This window comes from Pseudomonas sp. 14P_5.3_Bac1, from assembly GCF_025466135.1.
Classification (GTDB): domain Bacteria; phylum Pseudomonadota; class Gammaproteobacteria; order Pseudomonadales; family Pseudomonadaceae; genus Aquipseudomonas.
In genome coordinates this window covers 227,827-251,917 of sequence record NZ_JANLOF010000081.1, presented here as the reverse complement: position 1 = coordinate 251,917, position 24,091 = coordinate 227,827, and the positions used below count along the sequence as shown (strand labels likewise).

24 protein-coding genes and 2 pseudogenes are annotated in these 24,091 nt (G+C 60.3%); 7 read left to right on the top strand and 19 right to left on the bottom strand.

What is annotated here, in order from left to right; genetic code table 11:
- Nucleotides 1-1,128 carry an aminotransferase class V-fold PLP-dependent enzyme gene (locus NTD89_RS23355; protein ID WP_262209942.1) on the top strand — a complete coding sequence of 376 codons (1,128 nt, stop codon included), beginning with the start codon at nt 1-3 and terminating at the stop codon, nt 1,126-1,128.
- Here NTD89_RS23355 and NTD89_RS23350 read toward each other — a convergent pair.
- Nucleotides 1,115-1,831, bottom strand: coding sequence for a hypothetical protein (locus NTD89_RS23350; protein ID WP_145164252.1), 717 nt, complete (start codon nt 1,829-1,831; stop codon nt 1,115-1,117). The two genes, NTD89_RS23355 and NTD89_RS23350, sit on opposite strands and share 14 nt — an antisense overlap.
- Before the next feature lie 250 nt (nt 1,832-2,081).
- Between NTD89_RS23350 and NTD89_RS29595 the strand changes: the two are divergent.
- Nucleotides 2,082-2,180 (top strand): annotated as a pseudogene (locus tag NTD89_RS29595) (hypothetical protein); the annotation flags it as partial.
- Here NTD89_RS29595 and NTD89_RS23340 read toward each other — a convergent pair.
- Entirely contained in the window at nt 2,177-3,424 is a 1,248-nt protein-coding gene (locus tag NTD89_RS23340) for an aspartate aminotransferase family protein (protein ID WP_262209938.1), read from the bottom strand. The pseudogene NTD89_RS29595 and the gene NTD89_RS23340 sit on opposite strands and share 4 nt — an antisense overlap.
- Nucleotides 3,425-3,513: 89 nt before the next feature.
- Nucleotides 3,514-4,407 carry a LysR substrate-binding domain-containing protein gene (locus tag NTD89_RS23335; protein ID WP_242201063.1) on the bottom strand — a complete coding sequence of 298 codons (894 nt, stop codon included), beginning with the start codon at nt 4,405-4,407 and terminating at the stop codon, nt 3,514-3,516.
- Nucleotides 4,408-4,551: 144 nt separating this feature from the next.
- Between NTD89_RS23335 and NTD89_RS23330 the strand changes: the two genes are divergently transcribed.
- Nucleotides 4,552-5,580 (top strand): amino acid ABC transporter substrate-binding protein, encoded by a 1,029-nt coding sequence (locus NTD89_RS23330; protein ID WP_106578247.1) that lies wholly within the window; start codon nt 4,552-4,554, stop codon nt 5,578-5,580.
- Between the two features lie 28 nt (nt 5,581-5,608).
- Here the strand turns inward: NTD89_RS23330 and NTD89_RS23325 are convergent, their stop codons facing one another.
- From NTD89_RS23325 to NTD89_RS23290, 8 genes are all read right to left on the bottom strand, one after another.
- Nucleotides 5,609-6,622 (bottom strand): sensor domain-containing diguanylate cyclase, encoded by a 1,014-nt coding sequence (locus NTD89_RS23325; RefSeq protein ID WP_262209937.1) that lies wholly within the window; start codon nt 6,620-6,622, stop codon nt 5,609-5,611.
- 184 nt (nt 6,623-6,806) lie between these two features.
- Nucleotides 6,807-7,100 (bottom strand): XRE family transcriptional regulator, encoded by a 294-nt coding sequence (locus NTD89_RS23320; protein ID WP_145164243.1) that lies wholly within the window; start codon nt 7,098-7,100, stop codon nt 6,807-6,809.
- Between the two features lie 9 nt (nt 7,101-7,109).
- A complete protein-coding gene (locus NTD89_RS23315) occupies nt 7,110-7,451 on the bottom strand; it encodes a type II toxin-antitoxin system RelE/ParE family toxin (RefSeq protein WP_119737164.1) in 342 nt (113 codons plus the stop codon).
- A gap of 190 nt (nt 7,452-7,641) precedes the next feature.
- Nucleotides 7,642-9,537 carry an alkaline phosphatase D family protein gene (locus NTD89_RS23310; RefSeq protein ID WP_262209934.1) on the bottom strand — a complete coding sequence of 632 codons (1,896 nt, stop codon included), beginning with the start codon at nt 9,535-9,537 and terminating at the stop codon, nt 7,642-7,644.
- A gap of 105 nt (nt 9,538-9,642) precedes the next feature.
- A complete protein-coding gene (locus tag NTD89_RS23305) occupies nt 9,643-9,834 on the bottom strand; it encodes a hypothetical protein (RefSeq protein WP_262209932.1) in 192 nt (63 codons plus the stop codon).
- Nucleotides 9,835-10,052: 218 nt separating this feature from the next.
- Nucleotides 10,053-12,296 (bottom strand): ATP-binding protein, encoded by a 2,244-nt coding sequence (locus tag NTD89_RS23300; protein WP_262209930.1) that lies wholly within the window; start codon nt 12,294-12,296, stop codon nt 10,053-10,055.
- Nucleotides 12,293-12,907, bottom strand: a complete 615-nt coding sequence (locus NTD89_RS23295; RefSeq protein WP_262209929.1) for a biliverdin-producing heme oxygenase — start codon at nt 12,905-12,907, stop codon at nt 12,293-12,295. Before NTD89_RS23295 ends, NTD89_RS23300 begins: the two co-directional genes overlap by 4 nt.
- A 193-nt stretch (nt 12,908-13,100) precedes the next feature.
- Entirely contained in the window at nt 13,101-13,481 is a 381-nt protein-coding gene (locus tag NTD89_RS23290; RefSeq protein ID WP_145164231.1) for a response regulator, read from the bottom strand.
- A 178-nt stretch (nt 13,482-13,659) separates the two neighbouring features.
- Between NTD89_RS23290 and NTD89_RS23285 the strand changes: the two genes are divergently transcribed.
- The gene (locus NTD89_RS23285) at nt 13,660-14,034 is read left to right on the top strand and encodes a c-type cytochrome (RefSeq protein ID WP_145164229.1); all 375 of its coding nucleotides are present in this window, start codon (nt 13,660-13,662) and stop codon (nt 14,032-14,034) included.
- On the opposite strand, the gene NTD89_RS23280 is transcribed toward NTD89_RS23285, so the two are convergent.
- From NTD89_RS23280 to NTD89_RS23260, 5 genes are all read right to left on the bottom strand, one after another.
- Entirely contained in the window at nt 14,035-16,056 is a 2,022-nt protein-coding gene (locus tag NTD89_RS23280) for an LTA synthase family protein (RefSeq protein WP_262209927.1), read from the bottom strand. It abuts the gene before it with no gap.
- A 460-nt stretch (nt 16,057-16,516) separates the two neighbouring features.
- Nucleotides 16,517-17,113 (bottom strand): hypothetical protein, encoded by a 597-nt coding sequence (locus NTD89_RS23275; RefSeq protein WP_262209925.1) that lies wholly within the window; start codon nt 17,111-17,113, stop codon nt 16,517-16,519.
- Complete coding sequence (locus NTD89_RS23270) at nt 17,113-18,381, bottom strand: sialidase family protein (RefSeq protein WP_262209923.1); 1,269 nt, start codon at nt 18,379-18,381, stop codon at nt 17,113-17,115. The genes NTD89_RS23275 and NTD89_RS23270 overlap by 1 nt, the downstream gene beginning before the upstream one ends.
- A gap of 23 nt (nt 18,382-18,404) precedes the next feature.
- Nucleotides 18,405-18,950, bottom strand: a complete 546-nt coding sequence (locus NTD89_RS23265; protein ID WP_262209922.1) for a cytochrome b/b6 domain-containing protein — start codon at nt 18,948-18,950, stop codon at nt 18,405-18,407.
- Complete coding sequence (locus tag NTD89_RS23260) at nt 18,950-19,216, bottom strand: PepSY domain-containing protein (protein ID WP_262209920.1); 267 nt, start codon at nt 19,214-19,216, stop codon at nt 18,950-18,952. Before NTD89_RS23260 ends, NTD89_RS23265 begins: the two co-directional genes overlap by 1 nt.
- A 146-nt stretch (nt 19,217-19,362) precedes the next feature.
- Between NTD89_RS23260 and NTD89_RS23255 the strand changes: the two genes are divergently transcribed.
- Together NTD89_RS23255 and NTD89_RS23250 are read left to right on the top strand one after the other, a co-directional pair.
- Entirely contained in the window at nt 19,363-20,025 is a 663-nt protein-coding gene (locus NTD89_RS23255) for a response regulator (RefSeq protein ID WP_262209918.1), read from the top strand.
- Entirely contained in the window at nt 20,022-21,374 is a 1,353-nt protein-coding gene (locus tag NTD89_RS23250) for an ATP-binding protein (protein WP_262209917.1), read from the top strand. The genes NTD89_RS23255 and NTD89_RS23250 overlap by 4 nt, the downstream gene beginning before the upstream one ends.
- A 222-nt stretch (nt 21,375-21,596) precedes the next feature.
- On the opposite strand, the gene NTD89_RS23245 is transcribed toward NTD89_RS23250, so the two are convergent.
- The 3 genes from NTD89_RS23245 to NTD89_RS23235 are packed head-to-tail and all read right to left on the bottom strand — an operon-like array spanning nt 21,597 to nt 23,598.
- Entirely contained in the window at nt 21,597-22,220 is a 624-nt protein-coding gene (locus NTD89_RS23245) for a DUF3916 domain-containing protein (RefSeq protein WP_145164213.1), read from the bottom strand.
- A gap of 23 nt (nt 22,221-22,243) precedes the next feature.
- Complete coding sequence (locus tag NTD89_RS23240; RefSeq protein ID WP_262209915.1) at nt 22,244-22,468, bottom strand: pyocin S6 family toxin immunity protein; 225 nt, start codon at nt 22,466-22,468, stop codon at nt 22,244-22,246.
- The gene (locus NTD89_RS23235) at nt 22,465-23,598 is read right to left on the bottom strand and encodes an S-type pyocin domain-containing protein (protein WP_262209913.1); all 1,134 of its coding nucleotides are present in this window, start codon (nt 23,596-23,598) and stop codon (nt 22,465-22,467) included. Before NTD89_RS23235 ends, NTD89_RS23240 begins: the two co-directional genes overlap by 4 nt.
- Nucleotides 23,599-23,720: 122 nt before the next feature.
- On the opposite strand from NTD89_RS23235, the pseudogene NTD89_RS23230 reads away from it, so the two are divergent.
- A pseudogene (locus tag NTD89_RS23230) lies at nt 23,721-23,975 on the top strand (DUF3077 domain-containing protein); the annotation flags it as partial.
- Between the last annotated feature and the right edge of the window lie 116 nt (nt 23,976-24,091).

The following is a 24,091-nucleotide window of genomic DNA, read 5'->3' as shown; positions in this document are numbered from 1 at the left end:
ATGAATATCGTGCATTTGAACACTGCCGGTGCCGGCCTGATGTCATCGGCCACCCTGAACGCGATCCAGCGCTTCACGGCCATCGAAGCCCAGATGGGCAGTTATGAGACCGAACTGGCCTACGACGAGTTGCTCAACGTCGACCTGTATCGGGCGGCAGCCGGGCTCTTGAATGCACAGCCTGCAGACATCGGTTTTTTCAGCAGTGCCACCGAAGCCTGGACCAGCATCCTCGGCAAACTGAAATTTCCCCGTGGCAAGCGCGTGTGGGTGTCGACCTCGGAGTACGCCGCGAACCTGATCTTTTTCAACTACCTCAAGCTGTCGCGCGATATTCGCGTTGAAGTGATCCCGACCACCGCCACCAGCCCGCTGGACCTGGAATGGGTGCGACGTCATCTGGACGACGATGTGTTCCTGGTCAGCGTGTCGCACTTGCCGTCGTGCTGCGGCGTGATCAACCCGGTGGAAGCCCTGGGCGCGCTGCTTAAAGAGTCGAACACGCTGTATGTGGTGGACGCGTGCCAGTCGCTGGGGCAATTGCCGCTGGACGTGCGGGATATCCATTGTGATTTGTTGACCGGCGCGGGCCGCAAGTTTCTCTGTGGGCCGCGTGGCAGTGGGATCGCCTACGTGTCGCCACGCCTGCTCAGCCAGTTGGTGTTGAATTTCGCTGACTTGCACGCGGCCAGCACGGATGGCCAGGTCAATCGGATCGAGGTGTCCGGGGCTCGGGTGCTGGAAATTGCAGAAAAGAGCTTTTCAGCGTTAGTGGGGTTGCACACCGCGTTGAGTGAATACGCGCAGGTCGCAGCAAAGGTGAGCACCGAGCCCTACGCGCTGCTGGCGCAAGAGCTACGGCGCCTGCCGCAGTTGACGCTGCTGTGTGATCAGTTCCAGCAGACCGGGATTGTCTCGTTCGTGCCGCACAACCTGTCGGCCAAGGCGTTTGTCAGCCAGGCCCGCGAGCTGGGGCTCAACCTGTGGGCGGGCACTGCCGCTCATACACCGCTGCTGTTGAAGGACCTCGGCGCGACGCATTTCGTGCGCGCCTCGGTGGGCCGGCATGTCACCCAGGCCCAGGTTGAGCAGGCCCTGGTGACCCTGCGCGCACTTATTGCGCAGTGATGGCGTAACCGTCAAAGGCGCTTTGTTGTTGCAGCGCGGTCACGATGCTTTTGCGCGTGACCGGCTGCTCTACGCCGCTGTTGTCGACGAAGGTTTCAGTTTCCAGTTCCGCTTCGTTGCCTTCACCCACGAACGTAAAGCCCAGGAATTCCAGCGCCTCACGGTCAACGTTCAACTTGGAGCGAGGTGTACGCAGTGGCAGGGTGACGCTGATGCCATCCTTGCTGATCACAAACACTTCGGCTTCCTTCTTCGCGCGTGCTGCCTTGCTCTTGCCGGCGCTGGGGTTGCTGATGGCCTGGTGAGACTGGTTCAGCACCTTCAGGGCCAGGCCATAGACCAGTTCCTGGAACTCGGGGTCGTCCTTGAAGCTGGACAGAATGCGGCTGATCGAGAACTTGCTGCTGAGATCCTCCAGGGCGATGTTGTCGGCGGCCTCGGCATCCTTGAGTTGCTTGAGCTGGCCCATCAGGTCGTAGGCCTTGTCGTCGTCGAAGGCGTCGTGGGCCTGGCGGATGGCCACGCGCAATTCGCGGATCTGGTCGCTTTCCTTGGAAGTGTGGAATGCGTCCAGCACCATCTCGCTGATGATCTTGGCCGCAGGCACATGCTGTGAAAGATTGATGGCGTTTTCGTATTCAGCTTTGGACTGCAGGGCTGTTACGGATTCTTCGGTGGAGTGTTCGGTGTAAGAATCGGACATTGAAATTTCACTACTTCAGTAAACGGGACAAAAAAGCGTCGCGCATTTTCAGCGGGGAGGGTGATCAGGTCAAGGCAGCACAATGCCCTTGTCGCGGCGCAACGCCGTCAGCGCCCGCTGCAGCCGCTGGGCGCGTCCACAGAACAGACCAACGGTAAATCCCGACACACCGCCCACCGCCACCGGCATCGCTGGCGTGTTCAAAAACAGCGGATGCGTTGCCTGCTGGTAGCTGAAGTAGTACTTCACCGACGTCGCGGCGTATTTCTCCGGCCAACCGCGCCCGGATTTCCCGGACAAGGTCAAAGACTGGCCCAACGGCGGCAAGCCCGCCGATGCGCGCTACTAAGTCAGCTGCTTGAGACAGGCCTCGAGAATATCCAGGCCTTCCTCCAGCACCGAGGGCTCGGTGGTCAGCGGTGCCAGCAGGCGGATGATGTGTCGCGACTTGCCGCTGGGCATCAGCAGCAGCCCCGCGTCCCGCGCCAGGCTCAGCAGTTGGGTCAGTTGCCTGGACGCGGGCGTGCCGTCGGCATTGGCCAGCTCGATGCCGCGCATGGCACCGACGCCGGTCAGGCGACCCAGATAGGGCACACCTTGCGCACGCCATTGTTCATAACGGCTGACGATGGCTTCGGCCTGGTATGAACCCCAGGTTTTCAGGTGTGCGTCCGTCATCGCGTCCAGCGTGGCCAATGCGGCCGCGCACGCAATCGGGTTGCCGGAGTAGGTGCCGCCCAGGCCGCCTTTGGGCAAGGTGTCGAGCAAGGCTTTGCGCCCGACCACCGCGCCCAATGGCACGCCGCCGGCGATGCTTTTGCCGAGCAGGATCAAGTCCGGTTCAATTCCAAGGCGCGAGAAGGCGAAGCGCTGGCCGGTGCGCCCGAAGCCTGACTGGATTTCGTCGGCAATCAGCAGGATGTTTTTCTCATCACAGAAACGTCGCAAGGCCTGGGCGAATTCGACGTCCAGGGCCAGGAAACCGCCTTCGCCCTGCACGGGTTCGATGATGAAACAGGCCACGTCCTCAACGTCGATTTCCACGCTGAACAGGCGGTCCATGGCCTTGAGTGCTTCGGTACAACTCACGCCGTTATCAGCGCTGGGGTAGGGCAGGTGGTACACCGGCCCAGGCAATACGCCGACCTTTTGCTTGTAGGGCGCTACCTTGCCATTGAGGTTGAGCGTGGCCAGGGTACGGCCGTGAAAGGCACCGTCGAACGCGATCACCGCTGTGCGGCCGGTGGCGCCGCGCACAATCTTCAAAGCGTTTTCCGCCGCTTCCGCACCGCTGTTGGTGAGCATGCCGCTCACCGGGTAATCCACCGGCATAAACGCGGTAAGACGGTCCATCAGTTCGATGTAGGGCGCGTGAGGGGCGGCGTTGAACGCGTAGTGGGTCAGTTTGGTGGCCTGCTCCCGAATCGCCTCGACCACGCCGGGGTGGCAATGCCCGAGGTTGAGCACGCCGATGCCGCCGACAAAATCGATGTAGCGCTTGCCCGTGGTGTCCCAGACCTCGGCGTTCTTGCCGTGGCTGAGGCTGATGGGGTGAACGATGGAAATCGACTGGCTGATGGTTTCGCGGCTCATGAATCTCGGACTCGGCAATGGCGGGCGTCTTTTTATCTAAGCCGCGCGCCCGGCCTTGCCGCAAACGAAATAAAGTCGCCGGGTCATTATTAAAAGTCGGGATGTGCTTTTAAGTAGTCGACCATCCAGTTCAAGAATGCTTTTACTTTAGGGATCTCGCCGGCGTGTTCGGCGTGCGCGATAAAGTGCGCGCCGGCGCTGGGCATCGTGTAATCCCAAGGCGTCATCAGGCTGCCATTGGCCAACTCTTCGGCCACCAGGTACTGCGGCACCAACGCCACGCCGTAGCCCGACTGCGCTGCGCGAATGCACATGTAGAACGTGTCGAAACGCGGCCCGTGGTAGCTGTTCTGCGAATGCAGGCCCTGTTCCAGAAACCACTCATGCCAGGCTTGCGGGCGTGACGTGCATTGCAGCAAGGTGTGGCGCGAGGAGGCATCGCTGCCCTCGGCGACAAACCCCGGCGCACAGACCGGCACCACGGCCTCGCGAAACAGCTCGATGCACGTCGCCCCCGGCCAGGAGCCCTGGCCGAAGAAAAACGCAATATCGGCCTTGGCCTGCAACACGTCGAAGGGCTCCAGCTCGTTGCGCACATCCAGGTGGATGTTCGGATGTCTGGCCGCAAAATCCTTGAGCTTGGGCACCAGCCAGCGGTCGCCGAAGGTCGGCTGGGTGGCGATGCGCAGCACTTCGGTCTCGCCGCCGTAGGTGAGGATGTACCGGCTGGAAATGTCCACCTGAGTCAAAATCTTGTGGACCTCGGCGAGGTACAGCGAGCCCGCTGGCGACAGATAGAGACGCTGGCGCACGCGCTCGAACAGGTTGTGGCAGAGCATCTCTTCGAGTTGCGCGACCTGCTTGCTCACGGCACTTTGGGTCAGGTGCAGCTCTTGGGCGGCGCGGGTGAAACTCAGGTGGCGGGCGGCGGCTTCGAAGCACTGCAGGGCGGTCATCGAAGGGGTCAAGCGTTTAGAGATCATGCAGTTCATTCCAAATCGGAAGGAGCCTTTGCCTAAAGGTCGTTTGTGACAGGGGCGTAAAGCCGTCGATACTGCGCGGCCACACTATAAACCGGCGCGGGCTGTGCGGCGCCGAATAATAAAGATCGACAGGGAGTGCCTCGCATGAACAACCTCAAGACCACCTTGGCCGCCCTCACCGCTGCTGCGGTCGTGGGCCTGGCGGGCAGTGCCCACGCCGGCGTGACCCTCGACGCAATCCAGAAAAAAGGCTTTATCCAGTGCGGCGTCAGTGACGGTTTGCCGGGCTTCGGCGTGCCGGACGCCACCGGTAAAATGACCGGCATCGATGTAGACGTGTGTCACGCCGTCGCCGCGGCGGTGTTCGGCGACGCCTCAAAAGTGAAGTTCAGCCAGTTGACGGCCAAAGAGCGTTTTACCGCGCTGCAGTCCGGCGAAATCGACCTGATCTCACGCAACACCACTTGGACCAGTTCGCGTGATTCGGGCATGGGCCTGGTGTTCACCGGCGTCACCTATTACGACGGCATCGGTTTTCTGGTCAACAACAAGCTGGGGGTGACCGGCGCCAAGCAACTCGACGGCGCAACCATCTGCATCCAGGCCGGCACCACCACCGAACTCAATGTCTCGGATTACTTTCGCACCAACGGCATGAAGTACACGCCAATCACCTTCGATACCGCCGACGAAAGCGCCAAGGGCCTCGAAGCCGGGCGCTGCGATGTGCTGACCACCGACCAGTCGGGCTTGTACGCGCAGCGCATCAAGATGGCTCACCCGGATGAGTTTGTGGTGCTGCCCGAAGTGATCTCCAAGGAGCCACTCGGGCCGCTGGTGCGCAAGGGTGATGACGAGTGGTTCAGCATCGTCAAATGGACGCTGTTCGCCATGCTCAATGCCGAGGAAATGGGCATCACCTCGCAGAACGTCGAAGCGCAGGCCAAATCCAGCAAGAACCCCGACGTTGCGCGGCTGCTGGGTGCCGACGGCGATTACGGCAAAGATTTGAAACTGCGCAAGGACTGGGTGGTGCAGATCGTCAAGCAAGTGGGCAACTATGACGAAGTGTTCGAGCGCAATATCGGCCAGGGCAGCGTGTTGAAGATCAAGCGTGGGCTCAATGCCTTGTGGAGCAACGGCGGCATCCAGTACGCGCCACCAGTGCGCTGATCACGCCAAGCCAGTGGAGTCGCCGTATTTACTCCGACACCACGTCCTTTCCCGCCGCCTTGGACCGATACAGCGCTTGATCGGCGCGTGCCATCAAGGCGGCAGGGTCCTCACCCATACGACGTTCGACCACACCCAGGCTCAGGGTCACTTTGAAATCACCCACGGCGGGTATTTCGGTGACCTTCTGCCGCACGCTTTCGGCCAGTTGCTTGGCCGAATCGAGGGTGCTTTTGGGCAGCACCACCATAAATTCGTCACCGCCCCAGCGCGCGAGCAAATCACCGGGACGCACACAGGCTTCCAGGTTTTCCACCACCCGAATCAGGGTCTTGTCGCCGACGCCGTGGCCGTGTTGGTCATTGATCGGCTTGAAGTCATCGATATCCATGGCCACCAATGCCAGTGGCACGCGGAAGCGCTCGGCACGCTCACACTCCTCCAGCAGCACTTTTTCCAGGCGATAACGGTTGGCGATACGCGTCAGGGCGTCCTGTTCGGCCAGGGAGCGGTTCTCATCCAGCTGCAATTGCAGTTGCTGATTGACCCGAGACAATTCACGGGTGCGTTCGGCCACCAGAGCCTCCAGCGATTGGTTACGCTTTTGCAGCTGTTCGATGGAGTTCTTGCAGGTGTGAATATCGCGGTGGGCGCCGACCATGCGGGCTACCGAGCCGTCAGGGTTACGTGCAATGACGTAGCCCCGGTCTTCGATCCACAGGTAGCTGCCGTCTTCTTTTCGGCAGCGGTACTCGGCCTGGTAATGGGGGGCGCGCTGGTTGATGTAGTCATCAAACACGGCCATCACGCGCGGGTAATCCTCGGCGTGGATCACGTTCTCCCAGGTGAACACAGTGTTTTCCAGGGAGTGGCGGGGGTAACCCAGCATTTCGTACCAACCGGGGTTGCGGTAGACGAAGCCGGTATTGGCGTTCCAGTCCCAGATGCCGTCGCTGACCAGTTCCATGACGGCGTGCAACATGTCGGCGTTGAGTTCGGAAAAGTCATTGCGCAGCGGTTTATTGCCGGAGTTATCGCCCATCTTTGCGCTTCCCTGCGTGTGCTGGTTTGTAAGGCCAGTCTTCGTTGACGCCGATACTCCGTGGCTGGCGCTACTGTACATCGGGACTTGCGCGGTTTGAATAGGGCGGGTGTGCTGCTTTAGATGTATGGCTATGAGCCACCTATGCTGGATTTACGTGGACCGGTTTTCACGTCATCACCGGTCATGTATTGGCGTTCGGTAAAAGCCGCACTTCTACCCGCTGGCCCAACGCTCTTGCGGCACTTGCCAGGGTTGCCAGAGTCATGCCGGCATCGTTTTGATCCAGCGCCCGATCCACAGCAGTGCGGCTGGTGTGCATACGTTCTGCCAGCGCTTTCTTGCTGACTTTCTGCGCCTTCATTGCTTGCGCCAACTGCCAGGCGATAACACGCTTCAATGCGGCAGCGGACACTTCTTCTATGAGCCCATCGTCACTTAGAAAATCATCGAAGTTGGAGCCGATATGTTTATTCATGGTGGTCCCTCAAAGCTTGCTTTTACGACGCCTCGCGGTGTTCAGGTCCACTGACGTCGTTTTCTGGCTCTTTTTGATAAAGCCGTGCAGCAACACAATTTCGCGGTCAACTAACGTAAAAATGACCCGTGCAATGTTCTCATTGAGGTCACTTCGTATTTCCCAAAGGCTGTGCTCCAGCTTTCGAACCAGCGGCATTCCCAGCGGCCATCCAATCTGGACTGCTTTGATGTCAATGCCTATGAGTCTGCGTGACTCCCTTGGCAGTTCCAGCAGCCATTCACGCACGGGCTCGTTGCCAGCCTGCGTTCGGAAAAACGCGACGCTCAACATGAGAGGTAAGTCGTTCACAAGAGTGCACCAAAATAGGTTCATACGGCAATCGGCGATTGATGAAGCTTTTCGCGAAGAGCGGTCAGAGCCTGGCACTTTTTTTGTGAGCGATGGATGTCGAAGCTTTGCAGAAAATTACAGCAAAAACAGGTGGTTATGAATTTTCCGCAGAGTGAGTGCGAGCGTGGTTTTGCATGTGTAAGAAAACTTACTCCGGCGCCAGCATCCTCGTCCGAGGCTTTCCATCGGCGTTGTGCTGGTAAATCGCCTCCGGTTGGCCGTGGTCGTTGAAAAACACCTGACCGATGCCCGCCGAATTCCACAGCCGTTCGCCCGCTTCGGCATGTTCCGGAATATGGGGCACTACCTGCATGGTACGGCGGCGCGTGAACCAGTTGAGCGGTGAGCGCGGTGAATAGAGCCAGCGGTTCAGGCGGTCGAACCATTCCAGCAGGCGTGGGGGGAACTCGTTCTTGATGCCGCTGCTGGTGATCTGCCAGATGCTCGGCCCGCCGTTGCGGTAGCGGATCAGCACTTGGTAGACGAACGAGTAATGCACGTCGCCCGAGAGGATCACGTAGTTACCCGGCGTGCGCGAGTGGCGGAAGATGTTGAGGATTACCTGGGCGGCGCCGCGATGGGCCATCCAGTTTTCAGCGTCTACCAGCAGCGGGTAGCCACACCAACTGAACACCTTCTGCACGGTTTCGATCAGCTTGACGCCAAAGACCGGCGCGGGCGAGACGATGATGGCGCAGGGGTGGTCCAGCAGTTCCTGTTGCAGCTCACTCAAGGCTTCCCAGTCCAGCAGGCCAGAGGGCTGCTTGAGGGTGAACTCGCTGCGCCAGCGGCGGGTACGGGTGTCGAGCACTACCAGGGCCGGTGTGGTGGGCAGTACGTAATGCCAGTGCTGGAATTTCAACAGCGCCGCCAGCAGGTCATCTTGCAGGCCGGCGTCCAGGTGGTTGCCTTTAACCTGGGTGGCCAGTGCCTGGGTTTGGCTCAGCAGCTCAGCGAACACATCCGGCTGGTTGCCCCAACCCTGGCACAGCAGGTAGGCGAGCAGGGCATTGCCGATAATGCGCCTGGAGAACGGGTGGCCGTAGGCGGTTTCTTCCCATTGGGCACTGAGGTTCCAGTCGTCGGTGATGTCGTGATCGTCGAAGATCATCAGCGTCGACAGATGAGCCAAGACCCGTGCGGCGCCCGGCAACCCTTGTCGGAATTGATCAATAGGCACCTGCTCGCGGGCATAACGCTGCTGTTCCTCGACGCTCAGTTGCGGAGGTTGTGGCGTGATCAACTGCCAGGGCGTGGGCGACCACGCCAGCAGGTACATCGCGATCACCTCGGCAAAGCTCACCAGGTGATTGTCGGCCGTGCTGCTGGTGAAAATCGGTTTCTTTACGCCACCAAAAAACCGCTCGCGCAGGGTCTCGTTGCTGTCCAGCGCCGGGAGCAGGTCGGCGCGATGGTAATAGCTGGCGCGATGCCCGTAGAGGCTGGCGCTGTCAGTCACCACCGCACCTTCCAAGTATTCGTCAAACAGGCCCAGTCGCGCGATCAGCGCATGAATCGCGCGCAGCATCGGGCCGGCGACATCGTCGGCGTAGATCTGGTCACCGCTCATCATCAGCAAGGCCGGGCGTTCTGTCGGCGTGTGTGCCTCGGCCAGCAGGCGGTCGACGCACAGCAAGCCGTCGTCGGCTCGGTGGTGCGGTTTGCGGCAGGAACCGTGTACCAACTGGCGGATACGGCTGTGCAGCACGAAGTTCGGCTGCCGGGCGTCGGCATACAGCAGGTGCGGCGCCCATTCGGCGATGCCCAGGTTGTCGATCAGCAGGTCATAGCCGATGAGCACGTCCAACGGCAGGGCGTCGTCCAGCGCCACGTCGATCAGGTGGATGAAGGCGTGGCGCCCCACCGGCACGACTTGGCACTGGCCCTGATCCAGGCGGATATCGCGGCTGTGTTCGGCAACGTGCAGCCTCAAGGTCGGCGACAGTTCACGGTTTGCCACCAGCCACAACACCAGGCGGCGAGGCTCCAGCCGCCGTAACAGCGGCCCGGCAAGAACGGCGGGCAGTGTGCCTGCTTCAAGCATAGGAATGAGGACTCTGTGCAGGAAAGGCCGGCAGGTTAACCCAGCGGATGTCAGTGTTTTGTTAAGGGATGGCGGGGCGGGATGGCTTGCCCCGCCTTTCACAGGCTAGAGCAGATTGCCCTTGCCCAGGCTTTCCAGGTTGCCGGAGCGGTTGTTCTTGTCTGGGGTATTTGCGCCGCTCAGGCCTATGGCCGACGCCTGATCGAGGCTTGGCTTCGGCGGTTGTGGCGCAGGCGCGGCGTTGATCAGCTGGATGGTGTTGATGTAGTTCAAGTTAGCGCTGAGAAAAAAATCCATTGGGTGTGCTCGGTAAGGCCAGGGAAGTGTTGTCGCGTTGTGAACGCGCACAGAACTTACAAAGCCTCGGCTGGCGCGGCTATACACGCGTTGAGTCAAAACATGACAAGGCTACCGGCCACCAACCCGTCGCGGCCAGGGTGGTATGTTGCGGGTTTAGCCAGCCGGCCTGATGTGGAGAGCAAGCACGCTCGCCACATCAAGTCCACTTGCCGCTGTCAGGGGTGTGACCCCTCGATCCCCTTGGGCACCGTAAAGCGAAACTCGCTGCCCCGGCCGACTTCACTGTGCGCGTCGATTTGCCCGCCATGGGCCTGAACGATGCCCTGAGTGATGTACAGCCCCAACCCGCTGCCGGTCGGGTTGTTTTCGGTCTGGGTCCAGTAGCGATCAAACACATGCGGTAACTGTTCAGGCGCAATGCCTTCACCGGAATCGCGCACCGAAAATACGATCTCTTCGTCATTGCTCATGGCGCTCACGCCGATGTTCCCCTGGCGCGGGGTAAACTTGATGGCGTTGCCGATGAGGTTCGACAACACCTGGAACAGACGCTCAGGGTCCCCGTTGATCTGCAACCCCGGTTCTGCGTTGAACGACAGTTCAATGCCTTTCTCCATCGCCAGCGGCGCGAGCAGGGCATAGGCTTCTTCAAACATCTGGCTGACGTCCAGCACCACCGGCTTGACCACATAACGGCCCGCCTCGATTTTCGAGGTGTCGAGCAAGTCTTCCAGCAGCACGTTCATGCGCCCTGCGGCCTGTTGCATGGTGTCGATCGCCGAAGAAATACGTCGCGAGGTGTGCGGGCCTTCGGAACTGAACGCCTTTTGCATCATGCCGCAGAGCATCGAGATAACGGTCATCGGGTTACGCAGGTCGTGGGACACCACCGCCACCAGGTCATCACGCGCGCGTACGGCTTGCTGTTCGCGCAACACTTGGCGGGCAAGGTCATTTTCCAGGGCTGAACGGCGCAGGTCGTTGGCAGCAAAACGGTCGCCATGGCTCCATTTGGTGGAGATGCCGGCCATTTCCACTTTCCAGATTTCAAACGAGGTCCGAGGGCGAAGGCGCAAGCCGGCGTCTGACTCTTCCAGATTCAACGGCTTGTCCGGATTGCCGCTCCAGTTGATGTTCTCTTTCACTTCCGGGCGAAACCACAGCACGCCGTTATCCACAGGCTTTGGCAGGCTCATGGCCAACACGCCACTGGCCACGTGCTGGAACTCGGCGGCCGGCGGGTACACCGAGGTCAGGTTGTGGCTGGAAAACACCGGTTCGCCGCTGGCTTGCAGCCATGCGTGCAGCGCGCGAATCTGCTCGGGCTGCGGGCAGTTGCCGTAACGGTGCAACTGTTTGTCCTCAATGATTGCCACGCCGCCCGACAGCGTCAGGTCCATCAGGACTTGCGGCTGCTGGGCCAGGCCGTCGAACACGTTTTGTTCGGACGCTTTCATCGCGCGATCAAGCAGGGCCAGGGCCTCGACTTTTTCGTCGCGCTGGCGGCTCAGGTCCAGGGCTTCCATGGCGCTGATCTGCAACGACAGCACCTGGCCGATGGTTTGGCAGGCCAGGCGCAGGTCATTGGGCACCAACAGTGGCTCGCGGTTACCGCAACTGATCAGGCCCCAGAGCTTGTCGCCTGCCATCAAGGAGATGCTCATGGACGACAGCACGCCCATGTTCTGCATGTACTGGCAGTGAATCGGCGACACGCTGCGCAGGGTCGCAAAGCTCAGGTCCAGCGGTTGGCCGGTGTCCGGGCGCAGCTTGGGCAGCAACGGCACGGGCTCATAAGCGGCATTTGGGATGATGCGCAGCCAGTTGGTGCGGTACAGCTCGCGGGCCTGCTCGGGGATGTCGGACGCCGGAAAGAACAGCCCGTTGAACAGCTCCATGGACGGCGCCGAGGCTTCGGCGATCACCTGGCCATGGCCTTCCTCTTCGAAGCGGTAGATCAGCACTCGGTCGTAGCCGGTCATGGCCTGGATTTCATTCACGCTGATTTCGTACAGCGCTTGCAGGGTTTTCGCTGCCTGCAGGCGTTGCAGCATCTTGCCCAGATCGCTGGTGCGACCATTGAGGGCTCGCGGTTTGAAATCTTCCAGGCGTGGTTCGAATTCCAGCACCAGCACCGCTTGATGGCGGTGCAGCAGGCCTTCGAATTGCGCGCCATTGAAGGTGACATGCAGCGCTGGCGCATCTAAAAACGTGTTGTGTTCAGCCATGGCCTGCACGGCTTGAGCATGTTCGGCGCCGATCAACCTGTGCAGCGGCTGACCCAGCAGCGGCTCGGGCGTGTGACCGAACAGGCTGCCGACGTTGGCGCTGACCTGAATGATGTGCAGCTCCGGCTCTGACAACGTCAGCAGCACACCATGGGGCTGTATCGCGCCGGGGGTGCGGATGGGTTCGTCGGCACAGTTGGCAAGCAGCTCTTCAAAATCTTCGGGTTTCATAGCAGTACCTCCTGGCTGACGAGCCAATGCTCGAAGCCGCTGAATGTCGAACAAGCTGCCTGCACTGCGCGCTGTTTGGCGTGCGCATCGAGGGGTTGGCGGCTCAGGTAATCGAGAAAGTCTTTCCAGCGTCGACCGGTCTCGGCGCCGTACACATTGAGAAACGCGCCGCCGTGTTCGGCGTCGATGCCCAGGCGCTGGGCCATTTCCCGGCGCAGCAATTGGCCACCCAGGGTCGCGCCTTCCAGTACATAGAGGGCACCGAGGCAGGCGGCGGAGGTATCGAACAGTGGCAGGCTGGTGCAACGCGGCAGGGCACTGATGGCGTCGTCAGTCAGGCCAAGGGCGTAAAGATCGTGCAGGAGTGTAGGCGTTTTCACACGCAATGACGTATCGAATCCATCGGGGATCAAACCACTGTCATACAGCGCCGATTCCATTGGCTCATAAAAACCGTAGTACGCCTGAAGCAAGCGCTGGTACCACGCGGCATCCAGACGCTCGGAGAAAAACGGCAGGCGTTTTTCCAGCGCTACATGCAGCAGGGCGGTGCCTGAACGTAACGCTTCCAGCAATGAGGGCGCACTGACGTCAGGGGCCTGTGAATGCATTCAATGAGCTCGAACTGTGGGCCTTCCGGCCATGAATGACGCTGTAAATGGGCGACGATTCTACACAACTCATTGCCATCACCTGTGCGCACTAGGCGAAAAGGCAGACCGGCGGATCAGAAAAGTCACTCCTTGCGTGATTAATGACCACGGAAAAGCACCTCAAGTTCGTTTTTGTGATATCGCGACGATATCAGTGCAGGGACATACCCTGTTGGCTCAGCGCCGTTTGTACGCACTCAACCAGGTGTTCGGCGCTCCATGGCTTGGGTAAAAAACGCACGGAACCGCCCAACTGCGCCGCCAGCTTGGTATTGCCGGAGGTCAGCACCACGGGCACAGACGGCCAGCGATGCGCCACCACCTTGCTCAAGTCATAACCATTGAGCAAACCGGGCATCTGGATATCACTGACAATCAGATCCACGGGGTCGTCGCCGCGCTCCAGGTAAATCATCCCTTCATCCGCCGAAGGAAATGACGTGACGTGCGCCCCGAAATCCTCCAGTACATCCACCATTAACGAGCGAATGATCTCGTCGTCTTCCAGCACTAAAATCGATGGCTGAGCCATGATCCTTACTCCACCATCAGGGTTCAGTAAGGTGGAGTGGGGCGGGCGTGAATAGGTTCGATTGGATATATTCCGGGCGATGGATGGTCGGTTTAGAGCGGGTAGCAAGGCGTTGCCCGCAGCGGCACAGTGCGCTTGCAGGCATAATCGCCCCACCGTTGCCTGATGTGGAGCCTTCATGAAGCACGCTTTATTGACCCTCGCCCTGATTCTCACCACCGCCCCGGCTTTAGCGGCAGGCGATGCCGAGGCGGGCGGCAAGCTTTTCAGCAAGACCTGCGGCGGCTGCCACAGCATCGGCGAAGGCGCGCGCGGCGGCTTCGGCCCGCAGCTTAACGGCATCATCGGCCGCCCTGCCGGCACCACCACGGACTACCAGTACTCCGACGCGATGAAAAACTCCGGCGTGGTCTGGACCCGCGACAAACTCGCCGCCTATATCGAGGCGCCCAAAAAAGTCGTCAGCGGCACGCGCATGATTTTCTGGGGCATCAGCGACCCGGAAAAGATTGAAAACATCCTGGCCTACCTCGAAACCTTCCAGCCCAAATGATCACTCGCGCACGTTCCTGAACAGCATCAACCGCGCACTTTCATGCAGCCCGCGCGTCAGGCCCTGCAGGCGCTGAAACTCTTCGGGGTGCTGCTCGGCCACGTCTTCGCGAGGTGTTGGCGACGCCAGGTCATGCAGGGTTGGTGAACTGCCGTCGTGTTGCATCTGCAACAGGAAGTCCTGGGTCACGCCGCCGATAATCGGGAACGTGCCCTCGTGCAACACCAGCGGCACCACACGTTCGCCTTCCCGTGCCGGCTGCTGGATGTCGCGGCCCATCGCGCCAGTGCGAAAGGGGACGCCTGCCATGCCGGCCACTGTCGGCAACAAATCCGCCAGGCCCACCGCCTCTTCAATCACCCGTGGTTGCAGGCCCGGCGCGTGGATCAGCAACGGCACGTTGTTGCTTTCCAGACCCAGTTGCTCGAAGGCCGGCGGCATGTGCGGGATCTGGCTGATGCGGGTGTTGTGGTCGCCGAAGAACACAAAAATGCTGTTGTCGTACCAGCCGCCGGCCTTGGCGATGTCCATCAAGCGGCCGATGTTGAAGTCCAGCAAACGCACTGCGTTGTACTGCTCGACGCTGCGCGAGCCAGAAGCCTGGGCTTGCTCCAGGGTCACGTCACGGACCTGGAAGCCGTCGTTCTGCTTGGGAATGGTGAACGGGCGATGGTTGCCGGAGGTTTGCACGTAAGCGAAGAACGGCCTGTCCTTGGGCACGGCGCGCAGCAGTTGGTCGCCCTCCTTGAACAGGTCCAGGTCAGAGATGCCCCACACGTCCACTCGCGGTGAGCGCCAGTAGCTTTCATCAAACAGCTGCACGTCATCGATGCTCTGGCGGATCAACGCATTGATATTCGCCCAGCCAGCGTTGCCGTTGATCATGTAGAACTTCTGGTAGCCCTCGAACGCGTTGATCAGCGTGTGCTGCCGCGTGATCAGCGGGTTGCGCGTGGCGGTCTCCTGGCGGGTCACATCGGGCACGCCGGTGATGCTCGCCCACACGGTTTTGGCGGTGCCGGTGACGGGCACGTAGAAGTGTTTGAAGAACCAGCTTTGCGTTGCCAACGTGTCCAGGTTCGGCGTGGGGTTCAGCGGGTTGCCGTAGGCACCGACGGCGCTGGTGCCGAGGGATTCAAGCATCACGAAAATCACATTGGGCGGGCGCTCGCCTTGCAGGCGATAAGGTTGCACGCCTTGTTCGCGGGTGAAATTAAGTTGTTGCGGATCGGGCTGGTCAACGCCCAGATACTCGGCTATTTGCGGGTAATGCTTGCGCACTGTGGCTTCATCGAATTGCGCTTGGCCGACCTTGAGCGTGTCGTATAAAAACAGCACCGGGTTCAGGCCCACGGCGGCAACCTGGCTGTTGCCGGAAAAAAACGCATCGCTCCAGCGCAGAGGCACCGGGTTTTCCAGGTTGAGGTTGGCCACGCGGCCGAGCAGGGCCAGCAGCACGGCGACAACCCCGACTACGGCCACGGAAGCCACGGCCCATTTGCCGATGACTGTGGGTTCGCGATCCAGGGTCAATCGCTCCAGGCACACCAACGCCCATACCCACAGCGCCACGGCGGCCAGCCAGCAGGCGGTTATCCACAGCACCGGGTAGGTTTCCCACACCATCTGTTGCGAAATCTGTGCGTCTTGCAGGTAGCGCAACACGGTCGCGTTGATGCGCACGCCGAGGTAGGCGTAGTGGCCGAAGTCGATGATGTACACCAGGCCGACCACGGCCAGGGCCACGACCAGATAGCCGCGCGCCAGCCAGCGCAGGGCGGGCAGGGTGGTGAGGTTCCAGCGTGGGAGCCAGGCCAGCACGGCCAGTGGCAACATGATCAGCACGGCCAGGCGCAGGTCGAAACGCAGGCCGATGCCCAGGGTTTCCGCCAGCGCCGGGGTGTTTAAATCCAGACCGGAAAAGCTGATCAAAAACACCAGCCGCAAAGCCGCCAGCAACGCAAACACCAACCCGATCGCGCCCACGCCGTAGCGCAGGCGGCGTGATTGCAACACACCCATCATTGACCTCTACTCAATCTCACAAACACCACACAGCAAATGAGGGAACAGGCTTGCCCGCGAAAGCGGTTTATCAGTGCCAGCGTTGTTGCCTGACACGCCGCCTTCGCAGGCAAGCCAGCTCCCACAGTTTGGATTGCGTTAACCAGTGACTACGCAGTAGCCCGTCGGGAGCGGATCGACCCCATTTGATCCTCCTGCCCAACCTCCAAAACGACGCCAATCCAATGTGGGAGCGGGCTTGCTCGCGAAAGCGGTCTATCAGTGCCAGCGTTGTCGCCTGATAAGCCGCCTTCGCAGGCAAGCCAGCTCCCACAGTTTGGATCGCGTTAACCAGTGACTACGCAGTAGCCCGTCGGGAGCGGATCGCCATCACTGACCCCTCCCAATTTCCAAAACGACGCCACTCCAATGTGGGAGCGGGCTTGCCCGCGAAGGCGGTTTATCAGTGCCAGCGTTGTTACCTGACACGCCGCTTTCGCGAGCAAGCCCGCTCCCACAGGTTGAGTTGCATTAACCCGGCGACTACGCAGTAGCTCGCCAGGAGCGGATCGATCAGGTAATCCCAATAGTTCTCCGACGCCTTGAGCCGCAGCGCGAAGGCCAGGGTGCCCACTGCCAGCATCCACACCGTCAACGTGTTGCGCAGCCAGAGCAGCAGTAAAGCCGCCGCGCCCACCAGCACAATCATCGGCCGCGGGTTGAAGCCCCAGCGGTAAGGGTCGTAATACGTCAGGCCCATCGTGGCCGGATACAGCAGCAGGCTCAGCGTGCCAAACAGCACCAGAAGTTGCACTTGATGTGGGCGATTAACCGGCTGCACCACGCCCAATCGGCACAGCGTCACCCACGCCAGCAACACCAAAGTGCTGATCGCCAGGTCATCGGTAAAGCTGCGCACGTACGCCGCCAACGGCAGTTCATTCACCGGGATAAAACTCAGCGCCACCAGCATCGGCAGCAACCACGGCCGCCACGGCGCGGTAAAGCGAAACAGGCTTAAGAGCACAAACCCCAGCAGCACAAAACTCAAATGGGCCTGCCACACAGAAACCATCACAAATGCTCCGCCAGCCAGGCTTCGTTGAAGCTGACATGTTTGATAAAGGTGTTATTCCACGAGTACACCACGTGGTACATGCCGTCCGGGCTGCGGCTGAAATACGGGTACTCGTACTCGAAATCACAGCCGCGCGGTTTGCACACGCGGTAATCCAGGTTGCTCAGAAAGCGTTGTTCCAGTGGCAGACGCTTGGCGCCGCTGGAGGCGCGAAAGCCCTCGCCGATGATTTCTTTGTAAGCCTCGTGGGAGAACGGCTGGCCGAGCGGGTCGGGCGACTGGTCCAGTTCCACCACCGTACGCCATTGGCTGAACTGGGCGTTGGTGCCGTAGAGGCTGAGCTTGAAGCGACCGTCTTGCAGGTCGTTGAGGGCCACCAGCAAACCGTCATCCTCAGTAGCCACTGCCGCGAGGGATGAATTGGGGTTGGCCGGCGCCAGCGGGTACGGCTCACTCCAGGTTTGCCCGGCATCGATGGTGCGGCTGGCGAGCACGCGGTGATGGGTTTCGCCGGCGTAGCGCAACATCGCCACGGCGCGCTGGCCGTCCTGCGCCACGATGGTCGGCTGCAGGGAGTGCTTGCCACGGCTGATGCGGAATTTGTCGATCACCGCGCCGTCGGGGCTCAAGTACAGGTACTCGGCAAACTTGCCCATGAACTCGTGATACACCGGCAAGCCAATCGAACCGTCGGCGTGAAACACCGGCGCGGCGCGCACCAGCGTGCTGATATTAAAGAACGGTGAGGTCACCAATTGCCGCGGCGCCGACCAGTTTGCGCCCAGGTCAGTGGAGACCATCACGTTGATCGCGCTGGTGGCCCAGCCGCCGACCGACACCGACACATAAAACATCCACAGGCGTTTATCCGGCCCCAGCGCAATCACCGGGTTGCCCAGTTTGCGAATGTAGCGCTGCGTGCCGTCGCGGGTACTTTCGCGCGTGGCCAGCACCTGCTCGGCGCCCCATTCACCGCTGCGCGCATCAAACCTTGCGGTGCGCACCTGCACATCGGCGGCGCCTTCGCGGCTGCCGGCAAACCACACGGCCATCAAGTCGCCGCCGGGCAGGGCGGTGACGGAGGAGGCGTGCACAAAGTCGGTGAGTTGCGAGGACACAAAGCGGCTGGTGTATTGCGGCGCCGTCGCGACCTTGGAGGTATTCGGGCTCGCCTGGGCAAACGGCGCCAGCACGTGCGGCGGATGGCTTTGCCAGGCGGCGAAAAACACCGCGAGCAGGCTGCAGATCAGTAAGGCGGAGCGCATAGAGAACCTGTTGGGGAAAAGGATTACTGCGCACGCTCATCCGGCAGGCGCTTCCTGCGACCGGTGAGCATGGATAACGGCAGGTTGTCCTTCACCTGGAGACTTTCATACACGGCGGCCAGCACATGCACGCAGACCAGAGCCAGCAGCACATTGGCGGCGGTTTCGTGGACTTGCAGCGGCCAGTCGGCACCCCATAACGCGTCGACTTCCTGCATCAGGAAACCGCTGATACCGAGGGTCAGCAGCGCCGACAACATCAACAGCATCACCAGCGCGCCGATGGGCGAATGACCGAGGCGGTGCAGCCCTCGCCCGTCCAACACCCGACGCACATGGGCACTGAGTCGCGCAGGCGATGGCCAGAAATCTGACCAACGTGCACTGCGCGGTCCTACGAACCCCCACACCAGTCGCACCAGCAACCAGGCCATGGCGTAGTAGCCCAGCCACACATGCCAGTCGTCGCCCGCTTCGTTAAAGAAGTAGTTGGCGACGAAGACCCCGGCGATAGATAGATGAAACAGCCTTACCAGAGGGTCCCACAGGCGCAGGGATTCGCTTGGCATCAGCCCTTGATCTCAGTCTTCACGGCTTTGCCGGTGACCGGGTCGTGGTAGATCTCGACCTTGCGTTTGTCTTTGTCGAAGCCGTAGATCTCGTAGCAGTTGCCGTCGGTGACCTTGAACTTGCTGATCTCGTACCCTTGCGCCTTGAGCGTGTCCTGGAAGGCTTTTTCGTCTTGCCACTGCGAGCGTTCGACGGTGGTGCACTGCGGGCCGGCGAGGGCCATGGGGCTGGCGATAATCAGGGACAGCAGGAGAATTTTGCGCATGGAAAAGCTCTCAGCAGATGTGGGAGATTTCACAGTGCAAAACCAACCTTAGCGCAACCTTAGTTGGCAACGCGCCGTAACATCTTTCCCCGAAGGGGCCGCTGCAGAACCTGCATCATTCCGCCGTTTCCTACAGAGATTCCGCAATGCGCCTACTCCTAGTCGAAGATGATCGTGCCCTCGGCCAGGGCATTCGCGTGGCATTGGGCGCAGAAGGCTACACCCTGGATTGGCTGCAGGATGGCCTCAGCGCCCTGCACGCACTGCGCACTGAAAGCTTCGATTTGCTCCTGCTCGACCTCGGCCTGCCGCGCCTCGATGGCCTCGACCTGTTGCAGCAACTGCGCGCCGGGCAGCACGACCTGCCGGTGCTGATCCTCACCGCCCGCGACGGCACTGCCGAACGTATCGCCGGCCTGGACGCTGGCGCCGACGACTACCTGATCAAGCCCTTCGACGTCGAAGAACTCAAAGCCCGCGTGCGCGCCCTGTTGCGCCGCAGCCAGGGCCGCGCGCAGCCGATGCTGGAGCACGCTGGCGTCAGCCTCGACCCGGCTACCCAGCAAGTGCGTTATCAGGATCTAGACATCATCGTCACCCCGATGGAATACCAGCTGCTGCACCAATTGATGGTGCGCCCCGGCAAAGTCGTGACCCGCGAGCGCCTGTCCCGCGCGCTGTACGGTTGGCAGGACCGGGTTGAGAGCAACACCCTGGAAGTGCTGATCCATAACCTGCGCAAAAAGTTATCCACCGAACTGATCCGCACCGTGCGCGGCGTCGGCTATGTACTAGCGCTCAAGCCATGACCTCCGTTCGCGCGCGCATTCTTATTCCGGTGCTGGTGTTTATTTTGCTCGGCGACGCGCTGATCAGCTGGCTGGTGCTGCGCGACAGCCACCATGAAATCGAAGAAGTCTATGACGCTCAACTCGCCCAAAGCGCACGCCTGCTGCAAGGCGTACTGCGCCAACGCGACCCCGGCGAAGCGGATTGGGACAGGTTGTATCAGGCGTTCGACCAGGCCATGAGCCGCGTCGGCGAGGACGGCGTCGCCCACCCGTATGAAACCCGCCTGACCTTCCAGGTATGGCGCACCGACGGTCAACTCCTCGTGCGCTCCGCCGAGGCGCCCGTGCTGGCTGCGCCGCCGACTACCCTCGGCGCCCACGACATCATGGATAACGGCAACGACTGGTGCGCCTTCCTCCTCGCCGACCCGCAGCAGGGCTTGCTGATCTGGGTGGGCGAGCGCGACGACATTCGCCAGGACCTGATCGAACGCATCGTGCGCCACACCCTCTGGCCCACCCTGATCGGCGTGCCGCTACTGACCGTGTTGATCTGGCTGACCATCGGCTGGGGCCTGAAACCGTTGCGCGCCATGGTGATGTCAATTCGCGGGCGCAGTACCGACACCTTGCAGCCGCTGCACCTCAAGCCGCTGCCGACTGATCTGGAACCGATGCAAACGGCGCTTAATCGGTTGTTGGTGCAGATGGATGACCTGCTCGAGCGCGAACGACGGTTTATCGCGGATGCAGCGCATGAACTGCGCACGCCGCTGGCGATTTTGCGCATTCACGCGCAGAACGCTCAAAGCGCTGCCACCGAAGAGCAACGGCGCGAAGCATTGGATTTTCTGGTGAATGGCGTGGACCGCGCCACGCGGATTGGCAGCCAGTTGCTGACCATGGCGCGCATCGAGCCGCAACTGAACAACCCCGTGTGCAAGCCTGTGCAACTGACGGAACTGGTGCGCGAAGAACTCGCCGAGCTGACGCCGCTGGCGATAGAAAAGGGTGTGGAGTTGGTGTTGGAAGGGGAAGACGAATGCTGGGTGCAAACCGAGCCAGTGGCGTTGGCGATTGCGCTGCAGAACCTGGTGACTAACGCGCTTAACTTTTCCCCCGCGGGCAGCGAAGTGAAAGTGGTGATCGGCGCTGACTGCTTGAGCGTGGAAGACCAAGGTCCGGGGATTGATGAAGCGGAAATGGAGCGCTTGTTTGAGCGGTTTTACAGTCGGGATAACGCCAATGGCGCTGGGCTGGGGTTGGCGATTGTGGAGATGATTGTCGGGAAGATCGGATGCAGGCTTACGCTGCACAATCTGGAGCAGGGCGGCCTGCGCGCGCGGCTGGTATTCAACGAAACCTGAAGCAGCCCGGCTCAAATGTGGGAGTTGTCGAGCCCAGCGAGGCTACGAAGGGATCGCCTCGGTACGCCTGACCGACCGAAGCACTTGCATCGCTGCGCTCCCACGTCCTGTGCGCCTCTAGCAGCAAAAAAATCCGTTTGGTACGCCGCGAAGGCGACGCGGAACAGCGCATGAAAACACTGGGATATTGTGTTGAGGGGCAGGGACCAGGGCCAAGTCGAGCTAAGAGGTCGAGCCGAACAAATGCGGGTGCTGCGCCTGGAAGGACCTGAAGGTCTGGTACTTCCAGCGCTCACCGCCTGGGTCTTCGTCTGTCGTGCTGACCTCGCCGAAGTACCAGTGCTCTGACTCGAAGATATCTCCGTCTTCATTCTCGTGAATGAAGTGAAAGCCGACTTCGTGAAGCCCCGGTGGGATGGTCAGGCTCCATTCTTTGGCCAGGCTTCGGCCAGTGATTCGAGCTTGGCGAAAGTACTCATAGTCGAAAGGTTGAGTGTGGCCCAAGTAGCGAGCTTTATCGGTGTAGACACAGACTCGGCTTGAGAACATGTCCGGAAGCATGACGCAGGCGACAACCCAGCATTCAGGGGCGTCGTCTGGTCGCGCTTTAAGCAGATGGCCTGAGACATTGATCAACTGTTGAGCACAGTGCGCCTGAATTTCCGGTGTGGTTTGTTTGCCCTCAACAAGATTTTCGATGACGGGGATTCTTTCGGTTACGTAGTCAGGTTGAGGCGGTAATTCTTCGTAGAAACAGCCTTCGAAGCTGTCGGCCCAGCGGCTCAGGGCTTTGAGGCGCCTGGGGATGTTGCGGAGTTTTTTGTTTGTTAGTGAAAGTCTGCGCATAAGGCTAAATTCTCTTAGGTTGGTTACTCGTGTGAGGAAAGGAACAGGTCAAGGTGGTTGGGCAGTTTTAAGGCACACGCTTTTTCGATTTTGAGTGTTTGTTCTTCCGTCAATGGGTAATCAAATACGCAATCCTCAGGCTGGCTCCATCCCATAATCTCCATTAGCTCTTGAGTGGATAGAGATAGCTCTTTCTCAAAGGATGCAAAATCCTCGTTAGGCAAAACGCCCATAATTACGTGTTTCATGGCTCTACCCTCCTACTAGGATCGGCTGGCTTTCGTTGTTTTCCGGTTATATGGTCGAACTCGCCGAGATGAACTCCATGTTTGGTGTACTTTTCGACAGCGCCATGTTGAAAGTCCCACTCATAGATTGTCCCGTCCGGATCTTTCCATCTAGGACGTTTACCTCCTCCTTTCATGGGCGTTTTAGAGCGTGCCCATTTTGCTTTTGGAAACGCAGCCAAGAGTTTAGGCTTGGTGTGGTAGGAGTGATCCCCAGCCCGAACGCTAACCACCACATACAGCGGCCGAACCCCCGACTCCACCGGGAACACCAGAATAAAATCCCGATACTGCGGCGGATAAATCGGGTTCACCAGAATCTGCGCGGCTTTCTCCGTCGGCGGGTAAATCCAAATCACCGGCGCTTGCGGCGCAGCCTCCAATGCCGGAATACCCAGCGTATCCCCCGGATCAACCGCAGGCGTCCAGATCAGCTCCACGCCTTCACCCAAGTCCGCCACAAACTGGTCGCCACGGCTTTGGAATTGCACCACATCAATCATCTGCCAATCGGCATGGTTGCCCGTGTAAAACCCATACCCCTTGAGCGTGCCGTCCTCACGCTGTTCCACATGCAAACGCATCTGCGACCGCGCCTGTGGCAGCGAACGCAATTGCTCCTCGCTGTAGAGCGCGCTATCACCCAGCTCCGACGGCCAAGCCAGCGCCACCAAACCGGCCAATAATCCACCGGCGACAGTGCCAGCTGCGGTGGCTGCGGATTCCACCACCGCCGAACGCAACGCCAACTGCCCTAAACCAACGGGCAGGGCGCTGCCGCTGATCTTGCGCAAAGCAACCGCGCCTCGGCTGTCCACCTCGCGCCCACCCAACAGGCTGAAGTGGCCGTAATCCTTGATCAGCTCCAGCGGTACGTAACCGGTGGGGTCGTTGTAGCGAATGATGCCGTCGGGCAGTTGGCAGGGTTTGGTGAACACGCAGCCCGGAAGCTTTACGGGCGTAGGCGCCGGGGCAGGTGCCGAGTTGAATAAGTCTATCGGCGGCGAATAGGGCTCCCGTTTCGGCTGCGGAATCAGGATGCGCCGTTTGAGTTGTTCTTCTTCGGTGATGGGGTACGCGCGTTCTGACATGACGGGCTCACTTCCTTGTGCGAGGGAGTGAGCGTACGAGGGGGGATCAGAGGTTGATGTCGGTGTTGTTCGATGGTGTGCGTGGGAAAAGTCATTCTGTTAGCGACGATAATTAAAAAGGGGGCCAACAGCCCGACCTCCACCGCCTATTCCGCGTCAACTCCGGCGTACCCATCCGCGTTGCCCTGGAGCATGCCTCCGAGCTTCTGCACTGTTCCAAAAAGCTCGCGTTGGATGCCGCCATGGACAACAGCGCGGATCGCTACGCCTGGGCAGCGCTTTATTTGGGGGAGATGGCGAAGGCGGTAATGGATGATTTGGCCAATGGGATGTTGCCGAATGGGGTGATAGAGGAGGGTGACGCTGTTGGTGTGTAGGCGGGTGAGTTGAGGGTATGGCGGCTGGCGCCTTCGCAGGCAAGCCAGCCCCCACAGTGGAGGGTGTACATCCGTTGAATCAGTGTTGGCAGTAAAGAGACCTTGGGACGCCAATG